Source organism: Histidinibacterium aquaticum, from assembly GCF_008710275.1.
Taxonomy (GTDB): domain Bacteria; phylum Pseudomonadota; class Alphaproteobacteria; order Rhodobacterales; family Rhodobacteraceae; genus Oceanicola; species Oceanicola aquaticus.
In genome coordinates this window covers 66,270-92,428 of sequence record NZ_VYQE01000007.1, presented here as the reverse complement: position 1 = coordinate 92,428, position 26,159 = coordinate 66,270, and the positions used below count along the sequence as shown (strand labels likewise).

Genomic DNA, 26,159 nt, shown 5'->3' with positions numbered 1-26,159 from the left:
AGAACAGGCGGTTCCGGCAGGAACAGGCCATGACCCCGGCGCCAAGGCAGGCGAGCCGGGGCGCAGGTGCGTCCTCAGATCATCCAGATGATGACGCCGATACCCATGGCGCCGAGCGTCAGGATCACGGCGACGAAGGTGAGCCGCTTGGCCGGTTGCGGCGCGGTGACATGCGACTTGATCCGCAGCTGCGCGCGGCGCGATTCGATAAGGCCCGCCGCAAAGACGGTGATCGCCACCAGCACGAAGACGGAGGCGACGGTCTTGGCGATCCAGGCCGGCTCGGTCTCGGCGAAGAGGGCCGAGGAGCCGAGGGCGACGACGAGCGAGGTCATGCCGGTGCGCATCCAGCCGGCGAAGGTCCGTTCGTTGGCGAGGATCGTTCGATCCTCGGCCCAGTCCGTGCGGTCCCGTGCCATGTCGTCCTTCGGACTCATCGTTGCAGCCTAGAGAGGCGGCGCCGTTTCGCAAGGGCTTCGCGGGCAGGGTGCCCCGGTGGGCGGGCTCAGTCGAGCCCGCCCTTGTTTCGCGCCCTGGCCTTGGCCGCCTTGACCACGCGGGCGAACCCCTTGTGGCGGGCGCGCGCCTCGGCAATCGTTTCGGAGTTGTGCCGCTCCTCGCGCCGGAGCTTTTCCCAGCGGGCGAGCCGGTCCGGGTCGAGCCTGCCCTCCTCAAGCGCCGCGCGGACGGCGCAACCGGGCTCGGTCTCGTGCCGGCAGTCCGAGAAGCGACACTGCGCCTCCAGTTCGGTGAGGTCGGAGAAGACCGTTTCGATCCCCTCGGAGGCCTCGGCCAGTCCCAGCTCGCGCATCCCCGGCGTGTCGAGGATCCAGCCGCCGGCCTGCGCCCGCAGCAGGTGGCGCGCGGTGGTGGTGTGGCGGCCCTTGGCGTCGTCCTCGCGGATGCCGCGCGTCTCCGCCTCGGTGCCGGTCAGGCCGTTGGTGATCGTGGTCTTGCCCGTCCCCGAGGACCCCACCAGGGCCAGCGTCTGCCCGGGCCCGCACCAGCCGGCGAGCCGTCCGAGCTCACCGGGGTCGCGGGCGTCCAGCGTCTCCACCACCGCGAGCGGCGAGAGCCGGGCGGCACGGCGGCGGTAGGCTGCGGGGTCCTCGGCGAGATCGGCCTTGGTGAGCAGGATCAGCGGCAGGCAGTCGGCGGCTGCGGCCACGGCGAGGTAGCGTTCCAGCCGCGCCTCGTTGAAGTCGGCGTTGCAGGAGCTGACGATCGCGAGCGTATCCACGTTCGCGGCGATGAGTTGCGCGCGGCCCTCGCGCCCGGCGGCCCGGCGCAGGATGCGGGTCTGCGGTTCGAGCCTGTGGGCGATGCGCTGGCTCGCTGGGTCGTGCAGGACCCAGTCGCCCACGGCGAGCTCTCTCGTCGAGAGGCCCGGCGGGCAGGTCAGGGTCAGCGGTCCGTCGGGGGTGAGCGCGGTCACGCGGTCGCGGTCCACGCGGGCGAGCCGCGCCGGCGGAGGATCGGCCGGATCGCACTGGCGGGCAAAGGCCTCGCGCCAGCCGAGGTCGGCCAGGGTCGGGTGTGTCATGTCGGAATGTCCTCGGAGAGGTTCAGGCTGGCACCGAACGGCGCCGGACGAACCGGACGGATCAGGCTCCGCCCGGGAGGTGCATGACGACAATCATCAAGGGCCCTCCCGTGTCCGAGGTTGTGAGGTGAGAGGCTGACAACGACCCAAGCGAGGCTCGTTACGGCTGCTTCCTTCCGGACCTGACCGGGTTGGCGAGGTGCTTGCCCGCGCCAACCTCTCGATCCGGGATATAACCGCCGGCACCGCCGGTTTCAACCGTCGACGAACGCGGATTGCCTTGCCCCGGGGAGCATGCGAGGCAAGGCCATGCGACTGGCTGAGACGGTGACATTCGGCGGCGGCGGGCTCGACCGCGCGGCGCATGAGCGAGGCGAGGCGGCGCAGGAGCGCCTGCTCGCGGACAGCCGGGCCCGGACGCTGCTGCTGTGGCGGGGAAAGGTCCTGATGACGGGCGAGGAGGCCCTCGCTCTCGCGCGGCTGCCTCTCGGACATCCTGTCATGGCACAGGCGGAAACCGCGCCGGTCTATCTCGGACAGCTGGAGGACGGACCGCTTTTCGCCTGCGATATCAGCGGGTGGGAGCCCGAGGCGCTGGACGAGGAAGAGCTCGGACGCTTCCTCGACCTGACCGAGCAGCGCCATCCCGCTCTGGACGACAGCCTCCGCTTCGTCGAGCTGCGCGCCGTGATGACCGCGCTCACGCCGCGTGAGGCCGAGCTCGGGGCGACGGCCAAGGCGATCTTCGGCTGGCACGCGAGCCACGGATTCTGCGCCCGTTGCGGCGCCGCGAGCGAGATGCGCCAGGCCGGATGGCAGCGCGTGTGCCCGGCCTGCGGGCAGCACCATTTCCCGCGCACCGATCCGGTGGTCATCATGCTGATCACCCACGGGAATTCCGTGCTTCTCGGACGCGCGCCGCATTGGCCTGAGGGCATGTATTCGCTGCTCGCGGGGTTCGTCGAGCCAGGCGAGACCATCGAGGCCGCCGTGCGCCGCGAGGTGCTCGAGGAATCAGGGGTCCGGGTCGGCGCGGTGTCTTACCTCTCCAGCCAGCCCTGGCCCTTTCCGGCCTCGCTCATGCTCGGGTGCCGGGGCGAGGCGCTGAGCACCGAGATCACGCTCGACCCTGTGGAACTGGAAGCGGCGCAATGGGTCTCGCGGGAGCGGGTCATGCAAGCCATGGCGGGCGGCGATCCCGAGATTCGGCCCGCGCGGCCGGGGGCGATCGCGCATTTCCTGCTCCGCAACTGGCTTGCGGACCGTCTGGTTTGACCTAAGACTTCGCCCCGGGGGCGGAAGGACAGTGAGCAGATGAAGTTTTCCGACCGCGAAGACATCGAGGCGCCGATCGAGACGGTCTTCGCCGCCGTCATGGATTTCGAAGGGTTCGAGCGGGCCGCGCTCCGGCGCGGCGCCCAGGTGCAGCGCGAGGACCCGCCGGGGGGCCCCGGCGCTGGAACGCGCTGGACCGTGAAGTTCGTCTTTCGCGGCAAGCGGCGCGAGGTTCTGGCCACGATGACGGACTTCGAGCCGCCGAGCGGCCTCGTCGTGTCCTTTACCTCCGGGGGTATCGAGGGCCTGACGACGATCGACCTGGTTCAGCTCTCGCCGGGCCGCACGCGGGTTTCCGTGGCAGTGACGCTGAAGCCCGGCACGCTCTCGGCCCGGCTGATGATCCAGTCGCTGAAATTGGCCAAGTCGAACCTCGACCGCCGGTTCAAGGCGCGGGTCGCGGATTGGGCGAGCGAGATCGAGCGGCGGGAACGCCTGCGGGCCTGACGTCTCAGTCCTGGCTGTTGCGCCGGGTCTCGTAGCGGCGGCGGTCGGCCGGGAAGACGCCCATCAGCTTCAGCTTGTCGGTGAAGTAGTCGAGCTCCTCCAGCGCGAGCTGGACCGAACGGTCGTCGGGGTGGCCCTCGATCTCGGCGTAGAACTGGGTCGCGGAGAAGTTGCCGTCGACCATGTAGCTCTCGAGCTTGGTCATGTTCACGCCGTTCGTCGCGAAACCGCCCATCGCCTTGTAGAGCGCTGCGGGAATGTTGCGGACGCGGAAGATGAAGCTGGTGATCATCCCGCCCGGTCCGCGCCGGTTGAAGTCGGGCTCGCGCGCCATGAGCACGAAGCGGGTGGTGTTGCGGTCGTGATCCTCGATCCGCCGGGCGAGGACCTGCAGGCCGTAGGCCTCCGCGGCGAGTTCCGAGGCGAGGGCCCCCTCTGAGAGATCGCCCAGCTCCGCCACGTCCCGCGCGGCGCGGGCGTTGTCGGTCCAGTCCATCGTCTCGAGGTCGTGCTCGCGGATGAACCCGCGAGCCTGGCCGAGCAGGATCGACATCGAGCGGACGCGACGGATGCCGGAGAGCCGCGCCCCCGGAGGCGCCAGCAGGTTGATGTGCACCCGCAGGAAATGCTCGGCCACGATGTGCAGTCCGCTCTCGGGCAGCAGGTGGTGGACGTCGGCGACCCGGCCATAGGTCGAATTCTCCACCGCGATCATGCCGAGCTCGGCGTCGCCCTTACGGACCGCCTCGATCGCATGTTCGAAGGTTGGGCATGGCATAGGCTCCAGGTCGGGCCGCGCTTCCACGCAGGCCTGATGCCCGTAGGCGCCGGCTTCGCCTTGGAAGGCGATCTTCCCTTTCATTCAGCCGCTTCCCCCCGGAGCGCAAAAACGGGCATTTCGTCGCGGTGCTACATCTTGAAACTATCGCTCCCAAGCGGATACATGGCCGCCAACACGAGATCGGGACGGAACGCGACATGTTCGACACAATGACCCTCACCAAGGTACTCGGCGGTTTCTGCGGGACGTTGCTGGTCTTCCTGCTCGGCGGATGGGCGGCCGAGGCCATCTATCACTCCGGCGGCCACGGCGAGGGCGAGCAGGCCTACGTCATCGAGGTCGAGGAGGAGAGCACCGGCGAAGAAGGCGCTGCAGAGGACGAAGGCCCCGCCTTCGAAGAGGTCTTCGCGAGCGCAGATGCCGCCGCGGGCGAGGAACTGTGGCGCAACTGCCGGGCCTGCCACGCGCTGGAAGAGGGCGTGAACGGCACCGGCCCCTACCTCTACGGTGTCGTTGGCCGCGACGTGGCCAGCGTCGAGGGCTTCAACTACTCCGGCGCGCTGGTCGAGCAGGCCGACGTCTGGACGCCGGAGAATCTCAACCACTTCCTCGAGGATCCCTCGGGCTGGGCACCCGGCACCGCCATGGGCTACGCCGGCATGCGCCGCATCGAGGATCGTGCGAACCTGATCGCCTACCTCGACTCCATCGGCGGGTGATCGTCGGTCACGCTATCGGACAGGGCCGCCCGCTGGGCGGCCTTTTTCGTTGCGCGGCCCGGATTTGCGGCACGCGCGCACCGATCCGGCGGGACGCGGCTGTTCACGGGCCTCTGACGAATTCGCGCCTTGAATGTTCGACGGACGCAAATTTAGCTACAGTTTGACGACCTGAGGGCTGCCACGCCCCGCCGATCGGTCCGCCGCGACAGGAGAGTGACATGACCCGACGCCCGCCCGTGAGTTCCCGCGCCCGCGCTGCCGAACCGGCGTCCGCCGGACCCCGGATCGCGCTGGCCGGATCCGTGCTGCTTCTTGCCTTCGCAGCCGCACAGGCCCGGGGGCAGGAGGGCGACGCGCTCACCGAGAGCCACGGCTACACCAACTTCGGCGAGCTGAAGTATCCCGCCGACATGGAGCACCTGGACTACGTGAACCCCGAGGCACCCTTCGGCGGAGAGATCGCGGTCTGGTCGCAGGGCACTTTCGACAGCTTCAACAACTATGCCCGGCAGGGCGTCTCGGCCGCCCTCTCGACGATCGGGTCTGAATCGATCCTGATCTCGACGGCCGACGATCCCTATGGGCTCTACTGCTACCTCTGCACGACGCTGGAGTATCCCGAGGACCTCTCCTACGTGATCTTCAACCTCCGCGACGACGTCACCTTCGCCAACGGCGAGCCGATGACGGCCGAGGACGTGGCCTTTTCCTACGACATCTTCATCGAGCAGGGCATCGCCGAGTACCGCAACGTGGCGCAGGGCTTCGTCGACAGCGTAGAAGTGCTGGACGACCATCGCGTCCGCTTCAACTTCAACCCCGAGTCGCCGCGCCGCGACCGCATGGGGTTCGCCGGGGGCACGCCGGTCTTTTCCGCCGACTGGTTCGAGGAGAACGAGGTGCGGCTGGACGAGTCGACCGAGGAGCCCTTCATGGCGACCGGGCAGTACGTGCTCGACAGCTTCGACTACAACCGCCAGATCGTCTATCGCTCGAACCCCGATTACTGGGGCTTCGATCACCCGTTCAACCAGGGCCGCGGCAACTTCGAGACCATCCGGGTCGAGTATTTCGCCGACAGCTCTGCCGCCTTCGAGGCCTTCAAGGCGGGCGAATACACCTTCCGCGTCGAGAATTCCTCGCGCCAGTGGGCGACGGGCTACGACTTCCCCGCGCTCGACAACGGCTGGGCGGTGACCGAGGAGCTGCCCGACGGCACCGTCGGAACGCGTCAGGCCTTCGTCTTCAACCTCGACCGCGAGAAGTGGCAGGACGAGTCGACCCGCCGCGCGATCGAGATGATGTTCAACTTCGAATGGTCGAACCGCACGCTGTTCTACGGCCTCTACGAGCGTCCCGTCAGCTTCTGGTCCGGTACCAACCTCGCGGCTGAGGGCCCTCCGGGCGACCGCGAGACCGAGCTCCTGCAGCCGCTGGTCGACGAGGGTCTGCTTGACGAGAGCATCCTGACCGAGCCCGCCGTGATCCCGCCGGTCAACGACCCCGAGGAGAACGCGCCCTCCCGCCGCACCCTGCGCGAGGCGGCCGCGCTGCTCCAGGAGGCAGGTTACGAGATCGGCGACAGCGGCTACTACGAGAGGGACGGCGAGGTTCTGGAGGTCGTGATCCTTCAGGTCTCGCCCCAGTTCGACCGGATCGTGAACCCCTACATCGAGAACCTCGAGCGCCTCGGCGTCCGCGGCGTGCTGGAACGGGTCGACTTCGCCCAGTACGTCGAGCGCCGCCGCTCGGGCGACTTCGACCTCACCAACCACGGCTTCGACATGGGCTTCGAGCCGGGAACCGGGCTCGAGCAGTGGTACGCCTCCAAGACCGCCGACGACAGCTCGCGCAACCTCATGCGCCTGCGGAACGAGGCAGTTGACCGCCTGATCCCGAACATCGTGCAGGCGGAAACGCTGCCCGAGCTCGAGGCCGCGACGCAGGCGCTCGACCGGGTGCTGCGCTCCATCGGCTTCGACGTGCCGCAGTGGTACAACAACCAGCATTGGGTGGCCTACTACGACATGTTCGAGCATCCGCAGGACATCCCGCCCTTGTCATTGGGCCATCTGGATTTCTGGTGGTACAACGCAGACCGCGCCGAAGAGCTGCGGCAGGCGGGCGCATTCCAGTAAACCGTTAGGACGGAAGGGGCACCGTCTTGGGCGCCTATATCCTTCGACGCTTGTTGCTCGTGATCCCGACGCTGCTCGGGATCATGATCATCAATTTCACCCTCACGCAGTTCGTGCCCGGCGGCCCGATCGAGCAGATCATCGCCCGCATGGAAGGCGGCGGCGACGTGTTCGAGAGCTTCTCGGGCGGCGGGTCGGAGACCCTCGCCGCGGGCGAAAGCGACTACATCGGCGCGCAGGGCCTGCCGGCGGACTTCATCGCGGACCTCGAGCGGGAGTTCGGCTTCGACAAGCCTCCGCTCGAGCGCTTCCTCAACATGATGTGGAACTACATCCGCTTCGACTTCGGCGAGAGCTACTTCCGAAACATTTCGGTCATCGACCTCGTGCTGGAGAAGATGCCGGTGTCGATCACGCTGGGGCTCTGGTCGACGCTGATCGCCTACCTCGTCTCGATCCCGCTTGGCATCAAGAAGGCCACGCGCGACGGCACGCCGTTCGACACATGGACCTCGGGCGCGATCATCGTGGGCTACGCGATCCCCGGCTTCCTCTTCGCGATCCTGCTGATCGTGCTCTTTGCAGGCGGGTCCTACTTCCGGCTGTTCCCGCTGCGGGGGCTCGTCTCCGACGACTGGGAGAGCATGAGCCTCATCGGCAAGGTGCTCGACTACCTCTGGCACATCGCGCTGCCGGTGCTGGCCTCGACAATCTCGGCCTTCGCCACATTGACGCTGCTGACCAAGAACAGCTTCCTCGACGAGATCAAGAAGCAGTACGTGATGACCGCCCGCGCCAAGGGGCTGGCCGAGCGCAAGGTGCTGTACGGCCACGTCTTCCGGAACGCGATGCTGATCGTCATCTCCGGTTTCCCGGCGCTCTTCATCGGGGTCTTCTTCGGCGGCTCGCTGATCATCGAGACTCTCTTCTCGCTCGACGGACTGGGCCGGCTCGGGTACGAGGCCGCGGTCGCGCGGGACTACCCGGTGGTCTTCGGCACGCTCTTCACCTTCTCGCTGATCGGGCTGATCGTCGGCATCCTGACCGACCTGACCTACGTGATGATCGACCCGCGCATCGACTTCGAGGCGAGGGGATAGGCCATGTCGAACCAGACCGAACCCGCCTTCCAGCAGACGGCCGCGCTCAAGCAGCGGCGGCCGTTCCTGTCGCCGCTCAACCAACGGCGCTGGCGCAACTTCCGCCGCAATCGTCGCGCGCTCTGGTCGCTGTGGATCTTCTCGATCCTCTTCGGGCTGTCGCTGATCGCCGAGTTCATCGCCAACGACGAGCCGATCCTGGTGAACTACCGGGGCGATTTGCGGATGCCGGTCTTCTCGTTCTACTCCGAGCAGGACTTCGGCGGCGATTTCCGCACCGAGGCGGCCTACAAGGACGTCGAGGTCGAATGCCTGATCATCACCGGCGGCCTGGCCGACATGTGCTTCGACGCGCCGGACGAGACCATCGCCGCCGCCAAGGCGGGCGAGATCGACGATCCGGAGTTCGACCGGGGCTGGGTGCTCTGGCCGCTGATCCCCTACAGCTACGATACAATCGTCGACGTGCCGGGCGTGGCCCCCTCGCCGCCGACCTCCGACAACTGGCTGGGCACCGACGATACCAAGCGCGACGTGGTCGCCCGGGTGATCTACGGCTTTCGCCTCTCGGTGCTCTTCGCGCTGGTGGTGACGGTGGCCTCCTCGCTCATCGGCATCGTGGCGGGCGCGGTGCAGGGCTATTTCGGCGGATGGACAGACCTCATCTTCCAGCGCTTCATCGAGATCTGGACGGGGACGCCGAGCCTCTACGTCATCATCATCGTCTTCGCGATCCTGGGACGAAGTTTCTGGCTACTGGTCTTCCTGACGGTCCTCTTCGGATGGCCCGCGCTCGTGGGCGTGGTCCGGGCGGAGTTCCTGCGCGCGCGGAACTTCGAGTACATCCGCGCGGCCAAGGCGCTGGGCGTGAGCAACGTGACCATCATGTTCCGCCACATGCTGCCCAATGCCATGGTGGCGACCGTGACTATGCTACCGTTCCTTATCACCGGCTCGATCGCCACGCTGGCCAGCCTCGACTTCCTGGGCTTCGGCCTGCCGTCTTCCGCGCCTTCGCTGGGCGAGATGACGCTGCAGGCCAAGCAGAACCTGCAGGCGCCCTGGCTGGGGTTCACCGCCTTCTTCACCTTCGCGATCATGCTGTCGCTGCTGGTCTTCATCTTCGAGGGCATCCGGGACGCCTTCGACCCGCGCAAGACCTTCTCGGGCGAGGTGCAGGCCGAGCCCGCGGCGGATGACGTGACCGGCGACCCCGCTGTCGCCTCAGATGCGCCGGGGATGCGATGACCGATCCGATCCTGAAGGTCCGCGGCCTGGGCGTGCGCTTCTCCCAGGACGGCGTCTCCACCCGCGCGGTGAAGGGCGTGAGCTTCGACGTGGGCCGCGGCGAGACCGTGGCGCTCGTGGGCGAGTCCGGCTCGGGAAAGTCCGTGACCGCGCTCTCCACGGTCCAGCTGCTGGGCGACGCGGCCAAGGTCTCCGGCTCGATCACCTACGAGCAGACCGAGATGATCGGGGCGCCGCAGGCCGAGCTGCGACGGATCCGGGGCAACGACATCAGCTTCATCTTCCAGGAGCCGATGACCTCGCTGAACCCGCTGCACACGCTGGAGAAGCAGCTGCGCGAGTCGATCGAGCTGCACCAGGGCCTCCGCGGCGAGGCGGTGAAGCGCCGGATCGTGGAGCTGCTTGAAAAGGTGGGTATCCGCGATGCCGAGGAGCGGCTGACGGCCTATCCTCACCAGCTCTCGGGCGGGCAGCGGCAGCGCGTGATGATCGCCATGGCGCTGGCCAACGATCCGAAGCTGCTGATCGCCGACGAGCCCACCACGGCGCTCGACGTGACGATCCAGGCGCAGATCCTCGACCTGCTGGCCGATCTGAAGCGGGACAGCGGGCTGAGCCTGCTCTTCATCACCCACGACCTGACCATCGTCCGGCAGATCGCGGACCGCGTCTGCGTGATGAAGGACGGCGAGATCGTGGAGCAGGGCCCGACCGAGGAGATCTTCGAGCGGCCCCAGCACCCCTATACCCTGAAGCTCCTGACCGCGGAGAGCACGGGACTTCCGACGCCCGTGCCCGAGGATGCGCAGCCGGTTGCCGAGACCGAGCACCTCAGGATTTGGTTCCCGATCCACCGCGGGCTGCTGCGGCGGACCGTGGGCCACATCAAGGCGGTGAACGACGCCACGCTCTCGGTCCGGGAGGGCGAGACGGTCGGCATCGTCGGCGAGAGCGGCTCGGGCAAGACGACGCTCGCGCTCGCGGTGATGAAGCTTATCGGCTCCGAGGGGCGCATCGGCTTCGAGGGTCGCGACATCCAGGGGCTGAGCCAGCGCCAGGTCCGGCCGCTCCGAGGCGACATGCAGATCGTCTTCCAGGATCCCTTCGGGTCTCTCAGCCCGCGGATGACCGTGGCCGAGATCATCTCGGAGGGACTCGAGGTCCACAAGATCGAGGGGCGCGGCGACAAGCGCACCATGGTGGCCGAGATCATGGCGGAAGTCGGGCTCGACCCGACGATGATGGACCGCTACCCGCACGAGTTCTCCGGCGGTCAGCGCCAGCGCATCGCCATCGCCCGCGCGATGATTCTGCGGCCGAAGCTTCTGGTGCTGGACGAGCCCACCTCGGCGCTCGACATGACCGTGCAGGTGCAGATCGTCGACCTGCTGCGCGAGCTGCAGCGCAAGTACCGGCTGGCCTATATCTTCATCTCGCACGACCTGAAGGTGGTGCGGGCGCTGAGCCACAAGGTCATGGTGATGAAGCAGGGCGACGTCGTGGAGGCCGGCCCGGCCGAGGAGATCTTCCGCAGGCCCCGGACCGAATACACCCACCAGCTGATGCAGGCGGCCTTCATGGAGCTCGACGAGACGGCGTGACGGCGCTGTTCCGCCTGCGGCGGAAGGCGCCCCGCCCGCCGTCCCGCGGGGTGCCCGGATGGGCGGAGGGCGGGACGGGCGTTTACGCGGTCTCGAGGTATTTCTGGCTAGATGAAGCCTGGGGTGGTCAGCTCGGCGGCTGGACCATGAAGCAGGTCGTGCCCCGGGCCTGCAGGCGCCGGCAGGCAAGGTCGGCCGTCTCCCGGGTCAGGCCCATGAAGTTGGCGTCGAAGCCGCGGGGGTTCTGCACGACGCGGCGCAGGCTGCCGTCGAGGGTCGACATCTCGTTGAGCGCCACGCGCAGCAGGACACGCTCTGCCTGGTAGCGGCTGTTGTAGCGGCCGACGTTGATGCCCCAGTGCCGCGAGGAACTGGTCGAGAGCCGTTCGACCACTTCGCGCTCGGGCGTGGGCTCGGCGGCGGCCATCACGACATCCTCGGGCCGGGCCTGGGGCGCGATCGTGAGGCTGGCGGGGGCGGCCTGGCTCGCCTGGTCCAGCGCGGCGGAGACGGCCTCTTCCGCCGAGGGCGCGGAAACGGCGGCTTCCACGGCGGCCGCGATGAGGTCGGCGTTCACGTCGGGCGGCAGCGCGCGCAGGGGCCGGGCCGTGGGCCTCAGGCTGCTGCTCACCGCGCCGCTCACGCGGACGGTATGGGCGCCGGCGACGGGCCCGAGGTAAGTCGGGCGCTCGGGACGGCGCAGGGCCACCTGCGTGGGCGCGCGGCTGAAGCCGAGGTCCATGAGCTCGGCGACGCGCTGGTTGCGCGCGGCCGACCCGGGGGCGCCGAAAACGGTCACGACGATCCGCTCGGTGCCGCGCTGGGCCGAGGCCACGAGGTTCGAGCCGGCGGCGCGGGTGTAGCCGGTCTTGATGCCGTCGGCCCCGGAATAGGCGTCGAGGAACCGGCGGTTGGTGTTGGAGACGGTGCGCAGCCCGGCGTCGGTCGAGCGGCGGGAGAAGAGATTGTAGTACTGCGGCCAGTCATAGATCATGTGCCGCCCCAGCAGCGTCATGTCGCGGGCGGTGGACATGTGTCCGACCTCGGTGAGGCCGTGGGCGTTCTTAAAGTTGGTGCTGGTCATGCCCATCGCGCGGGCGGTGCGGTTCATGCGGGCGGCGAAGGCCTCCTCGGACCCCGCGACGGCGAAGGCGATGGCCGTGGCCGCGTCGTTGGCCGATTTCACGGCGGCCGCCCGGATCAGGTAGCGGAAGCGGATCTGCTGGCCGGTCTGCAGACCGAGCTCGGAGGGCGGCTCGGCCGCCGCCTCGCGCGGGATGGTGATGACGTCATCCAGCCCGATCTCGCCGCGCTCGACCGCCTCGAAGGCGATCCAGAGGGTCATCATCTTGGTCAGAGAGGCCGGGTGGAGCTGGGTGTCGGCGTTCTCGGCGTGGAAGACTTCTCCGGAGCGGGCATCCACCACCATCGCCGCATAGGGGGCGGCGCGGGAGGTGAGCGGCGCAAGCGCCGCAAGTACCAGCACGACACAGAGAATGAGCCCCGTTCGGGCGGGGTGGCCCCTGCGAATGGTCATCGCCTGCCTCAATCTGCCTCGAGGCGCCCCGATCTGTCGCCGGGTGCGCCGTTAATTATTAGTCAAACGCTAGCACGGCCCCCGCATTCCCAAAAGCCCTTAAATACACGGCGTTGCGGCAGGGACTTCATGTTTGCAACACAGATTTGGGGCCGTGGCTCCCAGCGCCCCCCAAATCGGCGAATGTGGCGGGATTGCGGCGAATTTCCCGGCATGGGGCGGTGTGCTAGGAAAGGGCATCGATGAGCGCGGGAAGCGCGCCCAGGTCCGCGATCCGGCGGAAGCGGGGGTGGTCTTCGGGGGCGTCGGCGCGCTCCAGCGCCCAGGTCAGGTCGTGCGGCACGTGAACGCCGTAGTGGCCGGCCTCGATCGCGGGCAGTACGTCGGATTTCAGGGAGTTGCCGACCATGAGAGCGGGCCCCTCGCCGAAGGCCGAGGCATAGACCTGCGCGGTTTTCTCCGACACGATGCGAACGTCGTCAAAGAGATCGCCCAGGCCCGACTGCGCCAGCTTGCGCTCCTGGTCGAGCAGGTCGCCCTTCGTCAGCAGGACCACGCGGCCCCGTTCGGCGGCGGCTTCGACCGCCTCGCGCGCATGGGGCAGCAGGTCGATGGGATGGGCGAGCATCTCCTGCCCGGCGGCGAGGATCTCGGAGATGACCGAGGACGGCACCTGCTCTCCCGTGACCTCGACGGCGGTCTCGATCATCGAGAGCATGAAGCCCTTCACCCCGTAGCCGTAGTGGCCGAGGTTGCGCCGCTCGGCGGCGAGCAGGCGCTCCGCCAGGTCGGCGGCCCCGGTGTGCCCGGACAGCAGGGCGGCGACGTGTTCCTGCGTCATGCGGAAGACCCGCTCGTTGTGCCAGAGCGTGTCGTCGGCGTCGAAGCCGATGATCCAGTCGCGCGCCATGAATTCCCGCCTCCGTTGGGCTTTTCTTGAGGAATGGGTCGCTTATATTACGGGGCCGAAGCAGCGCAACGACACCACCGGGACAATGAGAGCGGGGCCATGGCGGCAGACGTCTACATGATGGCGGACAAGGAGGGCGACGGCGACAGCGATATCGGCGTGAAGCTCGACACGCGCCCGAAGACGAAGCGCCCGCCGCTCTACAAGGTTCTCATCCTCAACGACGACTACACGCCGATGGAATTCGTCGTCCATGTGCTCGAGCGGTTCTTCGGGATGTCCCATGCCCAGGCCTTCGAGCTGATGCTGACGGTCCACAAGAAGGGCGTCGCCGTGGTCGGCGTCTTCTCCTTCGAGATCGCGGAGACCAAGGTCGCCCAGGTGATGGATTTCGCCCAGCGGCACCAGCATCCTCTGCAGTGCACCATGGAAAAGGAATAGGCGCCGCCGTGCGCCGCCGATGACACGCTCCCGCCTTGCCGCGGCCCTCGATGGGTCGCTCGACCTGCCGGAGGGACCGGTCGCCGTGGTGCGACCGCCCGCGGACTACCTGCTGCCACTCGGGCCCGAGCGGGCGCGCGTCGTGACCGGCTTCCGACCTGACTTCGAAGCCTGGGAGGGGCGCGGCTACCCCGTCTCGCGCGACTGGCCGGAGGCAGAGTCCTCCGTTGTGGTCGTGCCGCGATCCAAGACCCTGGCGCGCGATCTCATCGCCCGGGCGGCGGAGCGGGGGCCGGTCCTGGTGGACGGCCAGCGCACCGAGGGGGTCGATTCGCTCTGGAAGGCCGCTCGGCGGGAGCTGGGCGATCTGCCGGTGGTGACCATGGCCCACGGGCGGGCCTTCCTGATTCCCCGGACCGATGCGCTCACCGACTGGCGCGCGCCCGAGGCCGGGCCGGGGCCGGAGGGCTTCGTCACCACGGCGGGAGTCTTCTCGGCCGACGGGATCGACCCGGGGTCGCGGCTGCTGGCCGGGGCGCTGCCGGCGAAACTGCCCAAGCGGCTCGCCGACCTCGGCGCAGGGTGGGGCTATCTCTCCCGCGCGGCGCTGGAGCGGGAAGGTGTCGAGCGCATCGACCTCGTGGAGGCCGAGGCGCTGGCGCTGGACTGTGCGCGCCTCAACGTCACGGATACACGCGCCCGTTTCCAATGGGCCGACGCGACGGATTGGCGGCCGGAAGAGTGGCTGGGCGGCGTGATCTGCAATCCGCCCTTCCACGAAAGCCGCAGCGCCGATCCGGCACTGGGCCGCGCCTTCATCGCGCAGGCCGCCGCCGTGCTGGAGCCGGGCGGACGGCTCTGGCTTGTCGCGAACAGGCATCTGCCCTATGAGGCCGCCCTTCGCGAGCGCTTCGCCCGGGTGGAGGAAATCGCCGGGGATCCGCGCTACAAGATCTTCGAGGCGGCGCGTCCGCGCCGCTGACCGCCCATGAGGGAGCCCGTCCCATGAGTTTCTCGATTGCCGGCAAGACCGCCATCGTCACCGGCGCCGCGAACGGTGTCGGCCTGGCCATCGGCCGCCACTTCCTGCGCGAGGGGGCCAATGTCGTCTTCGCCGACATGGACGAGGCGCAGCTCGAGGCCGAGATGGGCGAGCGCGCCGAAAAGGACGAGGCCTGCCGCATCTTCGCGGGCGACCTTCGCGAGCGGCTGACCATCAAGAACCTGCTCTCCGCCACGGTGGACGCCTTCGAGCGGATCGACATCCTGGTCAACGGCTCGCGCCAGATGGTGCCAGCCGACCCGCTCGACGCCGAGAACGACGCGGTCATGGACTTGCTGCAGCAGAACCTGATGACCGCCCTCCGGCTGAGCCAGGCGACCGCCAAGCGGATGATCAAGCAGTCCGATCCCGACGACGAGGGGCCGGCGGGGGCGATCATCAATCTGTCCTCGATCGCGGCGCGGCGCACGCACCCGGAGCTCATGGCCTATTCCGTCTCGACCGCGGCGCTCGACCAGATGACGCGGTCGATGGCGGTGGCGCTGGCGCCGAAGCGCATCCGGGTCAACGCGGTGGCCTTCGGATCGGTGATGTCCGCCTCGCTCAAGGGGGCCCTGAAGGAGAACGAGGACTTCCGCGAAGAGATCGTGGACCACACGCCGCTCAATCGCATCGCGGGCCCCTCCGAGGTGTCGGACGCCGTCCAGTACCTCGCCTCCGACGCGGCCTCCTTCGTGACCGGCCAGATCATCACGGTGGACGGGGGCCGGACGCTGATCGACCCGGTGACGGCGCCGGCCCACTAGGCGCCGCCCGGCGCAAGTCACCGGGAGACGAGGCTTTCTTCTCAGGTGGCCGGGTAGGCCGCGATGCAGGCCTGGCGGTTGGCGGCAGCCTGCTCGCGCGCGGCGGCGATGCGGCGCTCCAGCTGGGCCAGCTTCTGGCGTTCGGCCGACAGATCGACCGCCACGGGACGGCTGCGGTCGCGGACGACCGTGCGGTCGCAGGGGATCGTCTCCTCGCTGCCGTCGGCCAGGGTGATCTCGCAGCGGCGGCGAACCTCGCGCACCTCCTGGTAGTCCTCCACGGCGTAGCCGCGCGCGAGCGTGGCGCGGGTCTCGTCCGCCAGCGCCTCGAGCGTCCGCAGGTTGCCGTTCGCGCGGGAGAGGCATTGCTCGCGCGGCGTGCTGCAGGCGGCGAGCGCGAGGGGAAGAAGCAGTAGAAGCCGGGCAGTCGGCATGGTCGTGATCCTCTTTCGTTGTTCCGCGACAGGGTGATAGAGGGGGCTGATAGTCAATAACCGGGGGTACGGGGATGGCCGATGACGCGCGGGAGATGATGCAATCGGAGAAGGCCCGGGCCGCGGGCTGGTTCCGCACCCTGCGCGACGAGATCGTCGCGGCCTTCGAAGGGCTGGAAGACAGCCAGGCCGAGGGACCGGGCTCGGAGCGGCCCGCGGGCCGATTCGAGGTGACCGAGACGAGCCGTACGAGCGACGACGGATCGGACGCGGGCGGCGGCCTGATGAGCGTCATGCGCGGGGGCCGCGTCTTCGAGAAGGTCGGCGTCAACGTCTCCGAGGTCTACGGCCGGCTGGGGGAGGCGGCGCAAAAGTCCATGGCCGCGCGCGGGGTGCCGGGGATGGCGGAGGACCCGCGGTTCTGGGCCTCGGGCATCAGCCTGGTGGCGCACATGCAGAATCCGCACGCGCCCGCCGTCCATATGAACACCCGGATGTTCTGGACCCCGGGGGCCTGGTGGTTCGGCGGCGGCTCGGACCTCAATCCCTGCATCGAGTACGCCGAGGACACGGCGCATTTCCACGAGACCCAGAAGGCCTGGCTCGACCCGCACGGCGACGGGCACTACCCGCGGCTGAAGGAATGGGCCGACGAGTATTTCTACATCCCGCACCGCAAGCGCGCCCGGGGCGTGGGCGGCATCTTCATGGACGACCACTGTACCGGCGACTGGGAGGCGGATTTCACGCTGACGCGCGATATCGGCCGCGCCTTCCTGCCCGCCTACCTGCCGCTGGTCGAGCGGCGGCGGGAAACGCCCTGGTCCGAGGAGGACCGCGAGATCCAGCTGGTGCACCGGGGGCTCTACGCCGAGTACAACCTCGTCTACGACCGGGGCACCAAGTTCGGCCTGGCCACCGGCCACGATCCCGACGCCGTGCTGATGAGCCTGCCGCCGCTCGCCAAGTGGGTCTGACGGCGGGACGGCGCTCGCCTGCGGCGACGCCCCGCCCGCCGTCCCGCAGGCTCCCGGCGTGTCGGGCGATGAGCCCGTGGTGACGGTGTGAGGGGGCTGTCTGCCCCCTCTTGCGCCTGGCGGCGCAATTCACCCCCGAGGAATATTTTCGCCCAGAAGAGGGGTCAGAAGACCTTGCCGGAGGGGTCGGGCTCGGGGCCGAGGTCGGCGTCCACGTCGCGGGTCTGGTTTCGGTCCTCGGCATAGGCGCGGGCGGCGGTGACGAGCGCGCGGAAGATCGCGCGCTGGCGCCGGGCATAGAAGAGGTGCTCGGGGTGCCACTGCACGCCGAGGGCGAAGGGATCCCGGATGCGCTCCACGCCCTGGATCATGCCGCCGGTGTCCCGGGCCGCGACGCGCAGTCCTGTGCCCAGGCGGTCGACGGCCTGCGAGTGAAGCGCGTTGACCCGCATGTCGGACCGTCCCGCGATGGCGGAGAGGCGGGTGTCGTCGCAGACCCGGACCGTCTTCTTCGGCAGGATCGTGTAGACCTTCTCGGACCGTTCGAAGGTGGCGTAGGCGTCCTGGTCGAGAGTCCCGCCCAGGGCCACGTTGAGCATCTGCGAGCCCCGGCAGATGCCCAGCAGCGGCAGGTTGCGGTCCAGCGCGCCGCAGACGAGCCGGTGTTCGAGCGCGTCGCGGTCCGGGTCGAGCCGGGCGGAGGTCACGAGGTCGCCGCCGTAGAGAACCGGCGAGATGTCGTCGCCGCCGCCGACGATGAGACCGTCCACCGCGGAGAGATCCGAGGGACGTCCCGCGCCCCAGCGGACGGCGCGGCCACCGGCGATCCGGATGTTCAGCGCGACCAGGGGGAAGATGCGCCAGCCCGAGCGGCGGGAGGTGGTGACGGCGATCAGGGGGCGGCGGCTCATGGCTGAAGGCCTTCCTCGGCGACGAACCGCGAGGTCTCCTTGAGCCAGCCGCCGCGCGTGGTCATCAGGGCGGAGCGGTGCTCGCGCCAGCGGCGCTTGAGGCGGTCGAGGAGGGTGGGGCGGTCCGCCAGCCGCTCCACGGTGACCCAGCGGTTCCATTCGTAGGCGATGGTCCAGTCGGGCTCGCCCAGGCGGCAGTCGGGCAACCGGTAGTGCCAGGCCGGGCGCGGGGAGACCGGGCCGAGGCCGTCCAGCGCGCGGGAGACCCGGGCCTCGTCGATCCTGGCCAGGACGGGCAGCACGTCGAGCCCGCGGTTCCGGGTGGGCGTGTGGTGGAGATAGGCGTCGATCAGGTCGTCCATGCTCCAGCCCTCGGCCGCGGCCAGCGCATCGACGAAGGCGCGGGGGTAGGGGTCCGAGAAGGGCAGGAGACGGCGGCTGCCGTCCATCGGGTCCGCGTAGCGCAACCAGTCCTCGAGCAGGGCGTAGGCGGTGAGGACGGGAAGGATGTCGCCGATCCCGGCGCCCGCGATCTCGGGGTTTAGGTGCAGGCCGAAGCCGAAGAAGATCCCGCCGTGGGAGCCCTGCGCGCCGGCCTCCCGCAGCAGCTCCCGCATCCGGTCGAGTTCGGGCAGTGTCTCGCGCGGGAGCGGGTCGGTGACGATCTCGATCGGCACCACGGACCGCGCGAGGTCGAGACCCCGTTCGGCGAGCGGGCCGGTGCGGTCGCGGAAGGCGGTGTCGAGATAGACCTTGAGCTTGCCGAGTGTGGTCTCTTCGAGACGGAGCTCGTGGGCGCCGGTCTCCTCGATGCGACCGCCGAAGGTCTGGTGAAGCAGTTCCGCCGTCTGGCGCTCGGTCAGGCCGGCGAACTCGATCTCCACACCCGTGCGGCGGGGCCGGCCCGAGGGGGCCAAGGGCCGCGGCAGGTCTGCGAAGCGGCGGCGCTCTGTCTTGGGCTGGCCCGGCATGGCGGGGAAACCGCCCTAGGCCGGGACGGTTCCGCGCACCGTCTCGATCATCAGACGCACGTTCTCCGGGTCGGCGTCCGGCGTGATGCCGTGGCCGAGGTTGAAGACATGCGGGCCGCCGGAAAGCGCGCGCACGATGCGGCGGGTCTCCTCGACCAGCGCGTCGCCGCCGGTGACCATGTGCGAGGAGGCGAGGTTGCCCTGGACGCAGCCCGCGGGCTGGACGTGCTCCGCCGCCCATTCCGCCGTGACCCCGTCGTCGAGGGCGATGCAGTCGGCGCCGATGGCGGCATGGAGCCCGGCGTAGCGCTCGCCCGCGCCGCGCGGGAAGGCGATGACCGGCAGGCCCGGGTGACGGGCCTTGAGCGCGGCGGTGATGGTGCGCGCAGGCTCCACCGCGTAGCGCAGGAAGTCGTCGCCGGTGAGCGAGCCGGCCCAGCTGTCGAAGAGCTTCACGCATTCGGCCCCGGCCTCGACCTGACGCGAGAGATACTCGATCGTCCCCTCGGTCAGCCGGTCGATGAGCGCCTCGAAGAGCGGCCGGTTCTCTGCCTTGAGCGCATGGGCCGGTCCCTGGTCGGGCGTGCCCCGGCCGGCGATCATGTAGGTGGCGACGGTCCAGGGCGCGCCGGCGAAACCGATCAGCGTGGTCTCGGATGGCAGCTCCCGCGCCAGGATCGAGACCGTCTCGTAGACCGGGGAGAGCGTCTCGTGCACCTCGTCCGCGCGCTTCAGCCCGCGCATCTCGTCGTCGGTGGTGATCGTCGAGAGCCGCGGACCCTCGCCCTTCACGAACCACAGGTCGGCGCCGAGCGCCTGCGGCAGCAGCAGGATGTCGGCGAAGAGGATCGCCCCGTCGAAGCCGTAGCGGCGGATCGGCTGCAGCGTGACCTCGGCGGCGAGGTCGGGCGTGTAGCAGAGCGACAGGAAGTCCCCGGCCTTCTCGCGCGTGGCCCGGTATTCCGGCAGGTAGCGGCCCGCCTGCCGCATCATCCAGACCGGCGGGGTGGGCAGCGTCTCTCCGGCGAGCGCGCGCAGCAGGGTCTTTGTCATCGGGGCTCCTTTTCTCGGTTCTTTCTGGTCCCACGGGCACCCGGACGGGTCAAGGATTGTCAGGTCTGGTTGACAGGGCTAGAGCGGGGTCATGACGCTTGACCTTCCCTCCCCCGATGCGCCCCTGAAGATCGGCACCCGCGGCTCTCCGCTGGCGCTGGCCCAGGCGAACGAGACCCGCGACCGGCTGGCCCGCGCCTTCGACCTGCCGTTCGAGGCCTTTTCCATCGTGGTCATCAAGACCACCGGCGACCGGATCATCGACCGGCCGCTGAAGGAGATCGGCGGCAAGGGGCTCTTCACGCGCGAGATCGAGGCGGCGATGCTCGACGGCGAGATCGACATCGCCGTGCACTCCATGAAGGACATGCCTACCGAGCAGCCGCCGGGCCTGGTGCTCGACTGCTACCTGCCGCGAGAGGATCCGCGCGACGCCTTCGTGTCGCTCGCGCACGAGAGCTTGGCCGCGCTGCCCGAGGGAGCCGTGGTCGGCACCTCATCGCTGCGGCGCCGGGCGCAGCTCCTGCAGCGGCGGCCCGATCTGCAGGTGGTGGAGTTCCGTGGCAACGTGCAGACCCGGATGAAGAAGCTCGAGGACGGTGTCGCCGAGGCGACCTTCCTCGCCATGGCCGGTCTGAACCGGCTCGACATGCTCCATGTCGCCCGGGGCCCGGTGCCCTCGGAGGACATGCTGCCCGCCATCGCTCAGGGCGCCATCGGCATCGAGCGGCGGCTGGAGGACACCCGGGCGGCGCAGCTGCTCGAGGCGATCCACGATGGGCCGACCGCCGATCTGCTTGCGGCGGAGCGCGCCTTTCTCGCCGCACTCGACGGCTCCTGCGAGACGCCCATCGGCGGACTCGCGGAGGTTTCCGGCGGGACGCTGCGGCTCAGGGGCGAAATCCTGAGGCCCGACGGCAGCGAGTGCATCTCCGACAGCGGCGAGGCGCCGGTCGAGGACGGCGCGGCGCTGGGTCAGAGCCTGGGGGAGGGTCTTCGGGCGCGCGCGGGCGAGGGGTTCTTCTCGATCGCCTGACTCATTCGGCCGGCAGCGGGTCGCGCCGCCGGTCGAGCCACAGGAGCGCACCCGCCCCGAGAATCATCGAGAGCCCCCCGGCCCAGGCGGCAAGGCCGTAGCCCCCCAGGAGCGTCGCCCCCGCGAAGAGTGCGGCGGCAATCCCGTCGCCCGCCACCTTCTGCACCGCGAGCAGCGCGCCGCCCGCGCCCGCCCGTGTTCCCATGAGGTCCTGGACGTAGGCGATGGGCAGCGAGAGAACGATGCCGCCGCCAATCGCCGCCGGGATCGTCAGCAGCCAGACCAGCGGCGTCGCGACCAGCAGCGGGAAGGCGAAGAGAAAACCGGCATAGAGCGCCGCGCCCCAGAGGATGGCCTGCAGCCGCGTGATCCTCCGCAGGAGCGCACCCATCGAGAGCATCACGGGCACTTCGAGCCCGGCGACGACGCCGGCGAAGATCGCCACGTCGCCCAGGCCGCGGCCCACGCTCTCGTCGAACATCAGGCCCAGGACGATGAGGTAGAGGAAGACGCCCGCGTTGATCGCGCCCGTCATCGTTACCCGCAGCAGCACGCCGCCCGAGGCGATCTCGCGCAGCGACTCGGCCAGGCTGAGGCCGGAGGGCACTTCCTCCCATCCCCCCTCGCCGTCCTCGGGCCAGGCGACGCGAATGAGCAGCGCCATACCGAGGCAGAGCCCGGCGAGCGCGATGTAGATGGCGAGCAGGCCCGCGCCGGCCTCGAAGGCGACCGACCAGAGCGGCAGCACGACGATGAAGGGCAGGGCGAAGAGCGCCCGGATCCCGGCCAGCACCGAGTCGCGCTCATCCGGTGTCAGTCGACCGGCCGCCAGCCGCGCCAGCGCGAAGATCTGCCCCATGAGCGATCCGGCGATGGGCAGAAGGATCCCGTGCACGAGCGCGAAGCTCCAGGCGCCGGGAACCGCGAGGATCCAGGCCGTCGCCGCCGCGCCCAGCAGGGCGGAGAGGAGAGCGGCCTTCTTGCGGGCGGCCATCCGGTCGGTCAGCACGCCGATGCCGACCGCGCCCGCGACGGAAATCACGGCGGCCAGCACCAGCACCGCCGAGTAGGCCGCGTCGGAGAAGCCGAAGATCCGGATCGCGATCAGCGACTGGTAGGGCGCGATCGAGGCGGCGAAGGAGCCGAAGAGCACCAGGGCCCCCGCCGCAACACGCAGGGCAGGGTCGGCAAGGATCAGGCGGATCGGTTGCAGCATGCCGCTTGGCATCGCCCGAAGCTTCACCCACGGCAAGCCCCTTCTTCTGGGATCAAATATCCCGGGGGAGTCCGCGGCCCCCGGGCCGTGGACGGGGGCAGAGCCCCCGCGCCGCTCAGGGAATGGTGCGCCCCGGATTCAGAAGTCCGGCCGGATCGAGCGCGGCCTTCACCGCGCGCATCGCCTCCTGCGCAGCGGGGTCCTTGAGCCGCCGCAGGGTCTCGAGCTTGGACCGGCCGATGCCGTGTTCGGCCGAGAAGCTGCCGCCGAGCGCCGCTGCCGTATCGTCGACGGCTGCTCGAAGCGCCGCGGCATGCTCGCGTTCGCTCCGGCTCGGGAAGACCGTGTAGTGGATGTTCCCGTCGCCCAGGTGCCCGACGGCGAGGTCGGTGGCCTCGGGATCGAGCGCCGCCACCGCCGGCCGCACCCGGTCGAAGAACTCCTGCAGCCGGTCGAGCGGCAGGGCCACGTCGGTGTCGACCACCGGCTCGCCGGTGAAGGTGATCTCGGCTGCCGCCTCGCGCCGGGCCCACATCTCGCGCCGCTGCGCCTCCGAGGCGGCGAGGACCGCGTCGCTGACGAGTTCCGCCTCGAACGCGCCCGCGAGTTCCTCTTCCAGCAGCCGGTCGAGCGGGACGCGTCCCTCGGCGTCCGGTACGGTGTCGCGTGCGGCCGTGGCGCCCAGCTCGACGAGGAGCACGACGGGGTGCCGCTCGGCGAAGGGCGGGGTGCCGCCGTGGGCGACGTGCCGATCGATGTAGATGTCGGGCATGAACTCGAAGGCTTCGACCTGCCCGCCCGAGGCATCCTGCAGCCGCCGCAGCAGCGTGAGACCCGCCTCCATCGAGGGAACGCCGACAGTCGCCGTGGCATAGGCGGCAGGTTTGGGGGCAAGGCTGAGGGTGGCGCGGGTGACGATCCCCAGCGTGCCCTCCGAGCCGATCAGGAGCTGGCGCAGGTCGAGCCCGGTATTGTCCTTGTGCAGCCCGGACATGAGGGTCAGCACCCGGCCGTCGGCCATGACCGCTTCTAGCCCCAGCACCAGCCGCCGCATGGAGCCGTAGCGCAGCACGTTCGAGCCGCCGGCGTTGGTGGCGATCATCCCGCCGATCCGGGCGGACCCCTTGGCACCGAAGGTCATGGGAAAGATCAGCCCCTCCGCCTCTGCGGCGGCGTGCAGGTCCTGCAGGACGACACCCGCCTCGACCTCCACCGTCCGGGCGGCGCGGTTGACCGGCCCGATCCGCCGCATCCGGTCGAGGGAGAGGATCAGCCCGCCCTCGGTGATCCCGCCACCGACGAGTCCCGTGCCGCCCGAGACCGCGGTCACCGGGCAGCCGGCGCGGGCCGCCAGTCGCATCACCCCGGCTACCTCCTCGGTGGAGCCGGGGCGGGCGACGGCCAGCGGCTGCCCTTCGTACTGCCCGGTCCAGTCCCTCGCCCAGGGCGCGGTCTCCGCGCCGGTCAGCACCCGGTCGGGGCCCAGCAGTGCTCTCAGTTCGTCGATCATCGCGTCCCTCCCGCGCCCCTCATGCCGCAGGGAAACGGGCTCGGAAAGACGCCCTTTTGCGATTGACACCCGCGCGGGCCTTCTCTACCTGACCCCTCGCGTGGCGTGGTAGCTCAGCTGGTTAGAGCACAGCACTCATAATGCTGGGGTCGGCGGTTCAAGTCCGCCCCACGCTACCAGATCTTCCTAGATTGCGATGGATACACGCCCCGCGGGGCGGGCCGTCAGGCCGCCGCCGCGTCGCGGATCGCGCGGATATTTTTGCCGTAGGCCTCCGGCGCATCGGCCGAGCCGCCGCGGAAGGCGGCCGAGCCGGCGACGAGGACGTCAGCGCCAGCGGCGACGCAGCGGCCCGCGGTCTTGGAGTCGACGCCGCCGTCGATCTCGATGTGAACGGGCCGGTCGCCGATCATCTCGCGCAGGCGGGCGATCTCGGGGACCCGGCTCTCGATGAAGCTCTGCCCGCCGAAGCCGGGGTTCACGGTCATGACGCAGACGAGGTCGACGAGGTCCAGGACCGGAGCGACCGCGTCCATCGGCGTGCCGGGATTGATCGCGACACCCGCCTTGCAGCCGGCGGCGGCGATGGCCTGCAGCGTCCGGTGGATGTGCGGTCCGGCCTCGACGTGGGCGGTGAGCCGATCGGCGGCCGCCTCCGCGAAAGCCTCGATGTAGGGATCGACCGGTGCGATCATCAGGTGGACGTCCATCAGGGTCGTCACATGGGGGCGCAGCGCCTTCACCATTGGCGGCCCGAAGGTGAGGTTCGGGACGAAGTGGCCGTCCATGACGTCGACGTGGATCCAGTCCGCGCCCTGCGATTCCATGGCGCGCACCTCGCGGCCGAAATCCGCGAAGTCCCCGGCGAGGATCGAGGGCGCGATCTTGAGGTTACGGTCGAAGCTCATCGGGCGCATCTCCTTGGCGTCCTGGGTGCCCGCCGCGACGGGCGCGGCCGGGCGGCAAGGCCTTTGAAAAGGCCTTGCCCGCGTTCAGCGCGGGCGGAAGGCCCTTCGAAGGGCCTTCCCACCCCGGATCGTCACGAGTGGATCGGACCGTCCCCGCAGGCCAGTGCGGCCTCGCGCACCGCCTCGGAATAGGTCGGGTGCGCATGACAGGTGCGGGCGATGTCCTCGGCGGCGGCGCCGAACTCCATGGCGACGCAGATCTCGTGGATCAGGTCGCCGGCCATGGGCCCGATGATATGCGCACCAAGCACCCGGTCCGTCGTCTTGTCCGCGAGGATCTTGACGAAGCCGTCCGCGGCGAAGTTCGCCTTGGCCCGGCCGTTGCCCATGAAGGAGAACTTGCCGACCTTGTACTCGCGGCCCTCCTCCTTGAGGTCCTGCTCGGTCCGGCCGACCATCGAGACCTCGGGGTGGGTGTAGATGACCGAAGGGATGACACCGTAGTTCACGTGCGGGTGCTGTCCCGCGATGCCCTCGGCGCAGGCCATGCCCTCGTCCTCGGCCTTGTGGGCGAGCATTGGGCCGTCGATGGCGTCGCCGATGGCGTAGATGCCCTCGACGTTTGTCCGGTAGTGGTCGTCGGTCTTGATCTGGCCGCGCTCGGAGATCTCGACGCCGAGGTCCTCGAGCCCGAAGCCCTTCGAGACCGGCTTGCGCCCGGTGGAGACGAGGACGACGTCGGCGTCGATCTCGTGCTCGCTGTCGTCCTTGCGCATCTTGTAGCTGACCTTGGCCTTCTGCTTGGTGGCCTCGACCCCCTGCACGGCGGCGCCCAGCGTGAACTCGATCCCCTGCTTGGCGAGCAGCTTCTGGAACTGGCGGCTCACCTCCTCGTCCATGGTGGGTGTGATCTTGTCGAGGAACTCGATCACGTGAACCTCGGCGCCGAGGCGCTTGTAGACTGAGCCGAGTTCAAGACCGATCACGCCGCCGCCGATCACGACCATCTTCTTCGGCACCTTCGAGAGTTCCAGCGCACCGGTGGAGCTGACCACGACGGTCTCGTCGATCTCGACGCCCGGCAGCGAGGCGGGCTCGGAGCCGGAGGCCACGATGATGTGCTTGGCCGAATGGGTCTCGTCGCCGACCTTGACCTTGCCCTTCTCGGGGATCGAGCCCCAGCCCTTGAGCCAGTCGATCTTGTTCTTCTTGAACAGGAATTCGATGCCGCCGGTGTTCTGGTCGATGGTCTTCTGCTTGTAGGAGAGCATCTGCTTCCAGTCGACCGAGGGGCTTTTGCCCTTCAGGCCCATCTCGGCGAAATTCGCCTCGGCCTCGTGCAGCATCTCGGTGGCGTGGAGCATCGCCTTGGAGGGAATGCAGCCCACGTTCAGGCAGGTGCCGCCCAGGGTCTCGCGCCCCTCGACGCAGGCGGTCTTGAGGCCGAGCTGCGCGCAGCGGATCGCGCAGACATAGCCCCCCGGACCGGAACCGATGACGATGACGTCGTATTGGGCCATTTGCCGTGTCT

25 protein-coding genes, 1 tRNA gene and 1 other RNA gene are annotated in these 26,159 nt (G+C 69.2%); 13 read left to right on the top strand and 14 right to left on the bottom strand.

Features of this window, described 5'->3' with window-relative positions:
* Window positions 1-74: 74 nt before the first annotated feature.
* The 3 genes from F3S47_RS18360 to ffs form a co-directional block, all read right to left on the bottom strand.
* Complete coding sequence (locus tag F3S47_RS18360; RefSeq protein ID WP_150446772.1) at window positions 75-437, bottom strand: YidH family protein; 363 nt, start codon at window positions 435-437, stop codon at window positions 75-77.
* Window positions 438-505: 68 nt separating this feature from the next.
* Window positions 506-1,543, bottom strand: coding sequence for a ribosome small subunit-dependent GTPase A (gene rsgA / locus F3S47_RS18355; protein WP_150446771.1), 1,038 nt, complete (start codon window positions 1,541-1,543; stop codon window positions 506-508).
* Window positions 1,544-1,668: 125 nt separating this feature from the next.
* An RNA gene (ffs, locus tag F3S47_RS18350) (signal recognition particle sRNA small type) lies at window positions 1,669-1,766 on the bottom strand.
* A gap of 86 nt (window positions 1,767-1,852) precedes the next feature.
* Between ffs and nudC the strand changes: the two genes are divergently transcribed.
* Entirely contained in the window at window positions 1,853-2,818 is a 966-nt protein-coding gene (nudC, locus tag F3S47_RS18345; RefSeq protein ID WP_150446770.1) for an NAD(+) diphosphatase, read from the top strand.
* A 39-nt stretch (window positions 2,819-2,857) separates the two neighbouring features.
* Window positions 2,858-3,325, top strand: coding sequence for an SRPBCC family protein (locus tag F3S47_RS18340; RefSeq protein WP_150446769.1), 468 nt, complete (start codon window positions 2,858-2,860; stop codon window positions 3,323-3,325).
* Between the two features lie 4 nt (window positions 3,326-3,329).
* On the opposite strand, the gene F3S47_RS18335 is transcribed toward F3S47_RS18340, so the two are convergent.
* Window positions 3,330-4,187 (bottom strand): prephenate dehydratase, encoded by an 858-nt coding sequence (locus F3S47_RS18335; protein ID WP_150446768.1) that lies wholly within the window; start codon window positions 4,185-4,187, stop codon window positions 3,330-3,332.
* A gap of 116 nt (window positions 4,188-4,303) precedes the next feature.
* Here F3S47_RS18335 and F3S47_RS18330 point away from each other — a divergent pair, with 116 nt between their 5' ends.
* The 5 genes from F3S47_RS18330 to F3S47_RS18310 all read left to right on the top strand — a co-directional run bounded on the left by F3S47_RS18330 (window position 4,304) and on the right by F3S47_RS18310 (window position 10,915).
* On the top strand, window positions 4,304-4,825 hold the full coding sequence (locus F3S47_RS18330) for a c-type cytochrome (protein ID WP_150446767.1): 522 nt from the start codon (window positions 4,304-4,306) through the stop codon (window positions 4,823-4,825).
* Window positions 4,826-5,046: 221 nt separating this feature from the next.
* The gene (locus tag F3S47_RS18325) at window positions 5,047-6,966 is read left to right on the top strand and encodes an extracellular solute-binding protein (protein WP_150446766.1); all 1,920 of its coding nucleotides are present in this window, start codon (window positions 5,047-5,049) and stop codon (window positions 6,964-6,966) included.
* 26 nt (window positions 6,967-6,992) lie between these two features.
* Window positions 6,993-8,066, top strand: coding sequence for a microcin C ABC transporter permease YejB (locus F3S47_RS18320; protein ID WP_150446765.1), 1,074 nt, complete (start codon window positions 6,993-6,995; stop codon window positions 8,064-8,066).
* Between the two features lie 3 nt (window positions 8,067-8,069).
* On the top strand, window positions 8,070-9,314 hold the full coding sequence (locus F3S47_RS18315) for an ABC transporter permease (RefSeq protein ID WP_150446764.1): 1,245 nt from the start codon (window positions 8,070-8,072) through the stop codon (window positions 9,312-9,314).
* Window positions 9,311-10,915 (top strand): ABC transporter ATP-binding protein, encoded by a 1,605-nt coding sequence (locus F3S47_RS18310; protein ID WP_150446763.1) that lies wholly within the window; start codon window positions 9,311-9,313, stop codon window positions 10,913-10,915. The genes F3S47_RS18315 and F3S47_RS18310 overlap by 4 nt, the downstream gene beginning before the upstream one ends.
* Window positions 10,916-11,042: 127 nt before the next feature.
* Here F3S47_RS18310 and F3S47_RS18305 read toward each other — a convergent pair whose 3' ends face one another.
* Both F3S47_RS18305 and F3S47_RS18300 read right to left on the bottom strand, forming a co-directional pair.
* On the bottom strand, window positions 11,043-12,452 hold the full coding sequence (locus tag F3S47_RS18305; protein WP_150446762.1) for a D-alanyl-D-alanine carboxypeptidase family protein: 1,410 nt from the start codon (window positions 12,450-12,452) through the stop codon (window positions 11,043-11,045).
* Between the two features lie 226 nt (window positions 12,453-12,678).
* Entirely contained in the window at window positions 12,679-13,362 is a 684-nt protein-coding gene (locus F3S47_RS18300; protein WP_150446761.1) for an HAD family hydrolase, read from the bottom strand.
* A gap of 99 nt (window positions 13,363-13,461) precedes the next feature.
* Between F3S47_RS18300 and clpS the strand changes: the two genes are divergently transcribed.
* The 3 genes from clpS to F3S47_RS18285 are packed head-to-tail and all read left to right on the top strand — an operon-like array spanning window position 13,462 to window position 15,612.
* Window positions 13,462-13,803: an ATP-dependent Clp protease adapter ClpS gene (gene clpS / locus F3S47_RS18295; protein ID WP_150446760.1), complete on the top strand. Its 342-nt coding sequence runs from the start codon at window positions 13,462-13,464 to the stop codon at window positions 13,801-13,803.
* 19 nt (window positions 13,804-13,822) lie between these two features.
* On the top strand, window positions 13,823-14,785 hold the full coding sequence (locus tag F3S47_RS18290; protein ID WP_150446759.1) for a class I SAM-dependent methyltransferase: 963 nt from the start codon (window positions 13,823-13,825) through the stop codon (window positions 14,783-14,785).
* Between the two features lie 23 nt (window positions 14,786-14,808).
* Window positions 14,809-15,612 carry an SDR family NAD(P)-dependent oxidoreductase gene (locus F3S47_RS18285; protein ID WP_150446758.1) on the top strand — a complete coding sequence of 268 codons (804 nt, stop codon included), beginning with the start codon at window positions 14,809-14,811 and terminating at the stop codon, window positions 15,610-15,612.
* Window positions 15,613-15,653: 41 nt separating this feature from the next.
* Here F3S47_RS18285 and F3S47_RS18280 read toward each other — a convergent pair whose 3' ends face one another.
* Window positions 15,654-16,046 (bottom strand): hypothetical protein, encoded by a 393-nt coding sequence (locus tag F3S47_RS18280; RefSeq protein WP_150446757.1) that lies wholly within the window; start codon window positions 16,044-16,046, stop codon window positions 15,654-15,656.
* A gap of 95 nt (window positions 16,047-16,141) precedes the next feature.
* Here F3S47_RS18280 and hemF point away from each other — a divergent pair, with 95 nt between their 5' ends.
* Window positions 16,142-17,023, top strand: coding sequence for an oxygen-dependent coproporphyrinogen oxidase (gene hemF, locus F3S47_RS18275; RefSeq protein WP_150446821.1), 882 nt, complete (start codon window positions 16,142-16,144; stop codon window positions 17,021-17,023).
* Between the two features lie 164 nt (window positions 17,024-17,187).
* Here the strand turns inward: hemF and F3S47_RS18270 are convergent, their stop codons facing one another.
* From F3S47_RS18270 to hemE, 3 genes are read right to left on the bottom strand one after another with little or no spacing between them, the layout of a single operon-like run.
* Entirely contained in the window at window positions 17,188-17,934 is a 747-nt protein-coding gene (locus tag F3S47_RS18270) for a gamma-glutamyl-gamma-aminobutyrate hydrolase family protein (protein ID WP_150446756.1), read from the bottom strand.
* Window positions 17,931-18,905 (bottom strand): amidoligase family protein, encoded by a 975-nt coding sequence (locus tag F3S47_RS18265; protein ID WP_150446755.1) that lies wholly within the window; start codon window positions 18,903-18,905, stop codon window positions 17,931-17,933. The genes F3S47_RS18270 and F3S47_RS18265 overlap by 4 nt, the downstream gene beginning before the upstream one ends.
* Window positions 18,906-18,920: 15 nt before the next feature.
* A complete protein-coding gene (hemE, locus tag F3S47_RS18260) occupies window positions 18,921-19,958 on the bottom strand; it encodes a uroporphyrinogen decarboxylase (RefSeq protein ID WP_150446754.1) in 1,038 nt (345 codons plus the stop codon).
* Between the two features lie 91 nt (window positions 19,959-20,049).
* On the opposite strand from hemE, the gene hemC reads away from it, so the two are divergent.
* Window positions 20,050-20,994, top strand: a complete 945-nt coding sequence (gene hemC / locus F3S47_RS18255) for a hydroxymethylbilane synthase (protein ID WP_150446753.1) — start codon at window positions 20,050-20,052, stop codon at window positions 20,992-20,994.
* Window position 20,995: 1 nt separating this feature from the next.
* Here the strand turns inward: hemC and F3S47_RS18250 are convergent, their stop codons facing one another.
* Window positions 20,996-22,210, bottom strand: coding sequence for an MFS transporter (locus F3S47_RS18250; RefSeq protein WP_191090241.1), 1,215 nt, complete (start codon window positions 22,208-22,210; stop codon window positions 20,996-20,998).
* A 115-nt stretch (window positions 22,211-22,325) separates the two neighbouring features.
* Window positions 22,326-23,720, bottom strand: coding sequence for an FAD-binding oxidoreductase (locus tag F3S47_RS18245; RefSeq protein WP_150446751.1), 1,395 nt, complete (start codon window positions 23,718-23,720; stop codon window positions 22,326-22,328).
* 102 nt (window positions 23,721-23,822) lie between these two features.
* Here F3S47_RS18245 and F3S47_RS18240 point away from each other — a divergent pair.
* A tRNA-Met gene (locus F3S47_RS18240) sits at window positions 23,823-23,899 on the top strand.
* Between the two features lie 45 nt (window positions 23,900-23,944).
* Here F3S47_RS18240 and rpe read toward each other — a convergent pair.
* Both rpe and lpdA read right to left on the bottom strand, forming a co-directional pair.
* Window positions 23,945-24,628, bottom strand: a complete 684-nt coding sequence (rpe, locus tag F3S47_RS18235) for a ribulose-phosphate 3-epimerase (protein WP_150446750.1) — start codon at window positions 24,626-24,628, stop codon at window positions 23,945-23,947.
* A 131-nt stretch (window positions 24,629-24,759) separates the two neighbouring features.
* Entirely contained in the window at window positions 24,760-26,148 is a 1,389-nt protein-coding gene (gene lpdA / locus F3S47_RS18230) for a dihydrolipoyl dehydrogenase (RefSeq protein WP_150446749.1), read from the bottom strand.
* Window positions 26,149-26,159 lie beyond the last annotated feature (11 nt).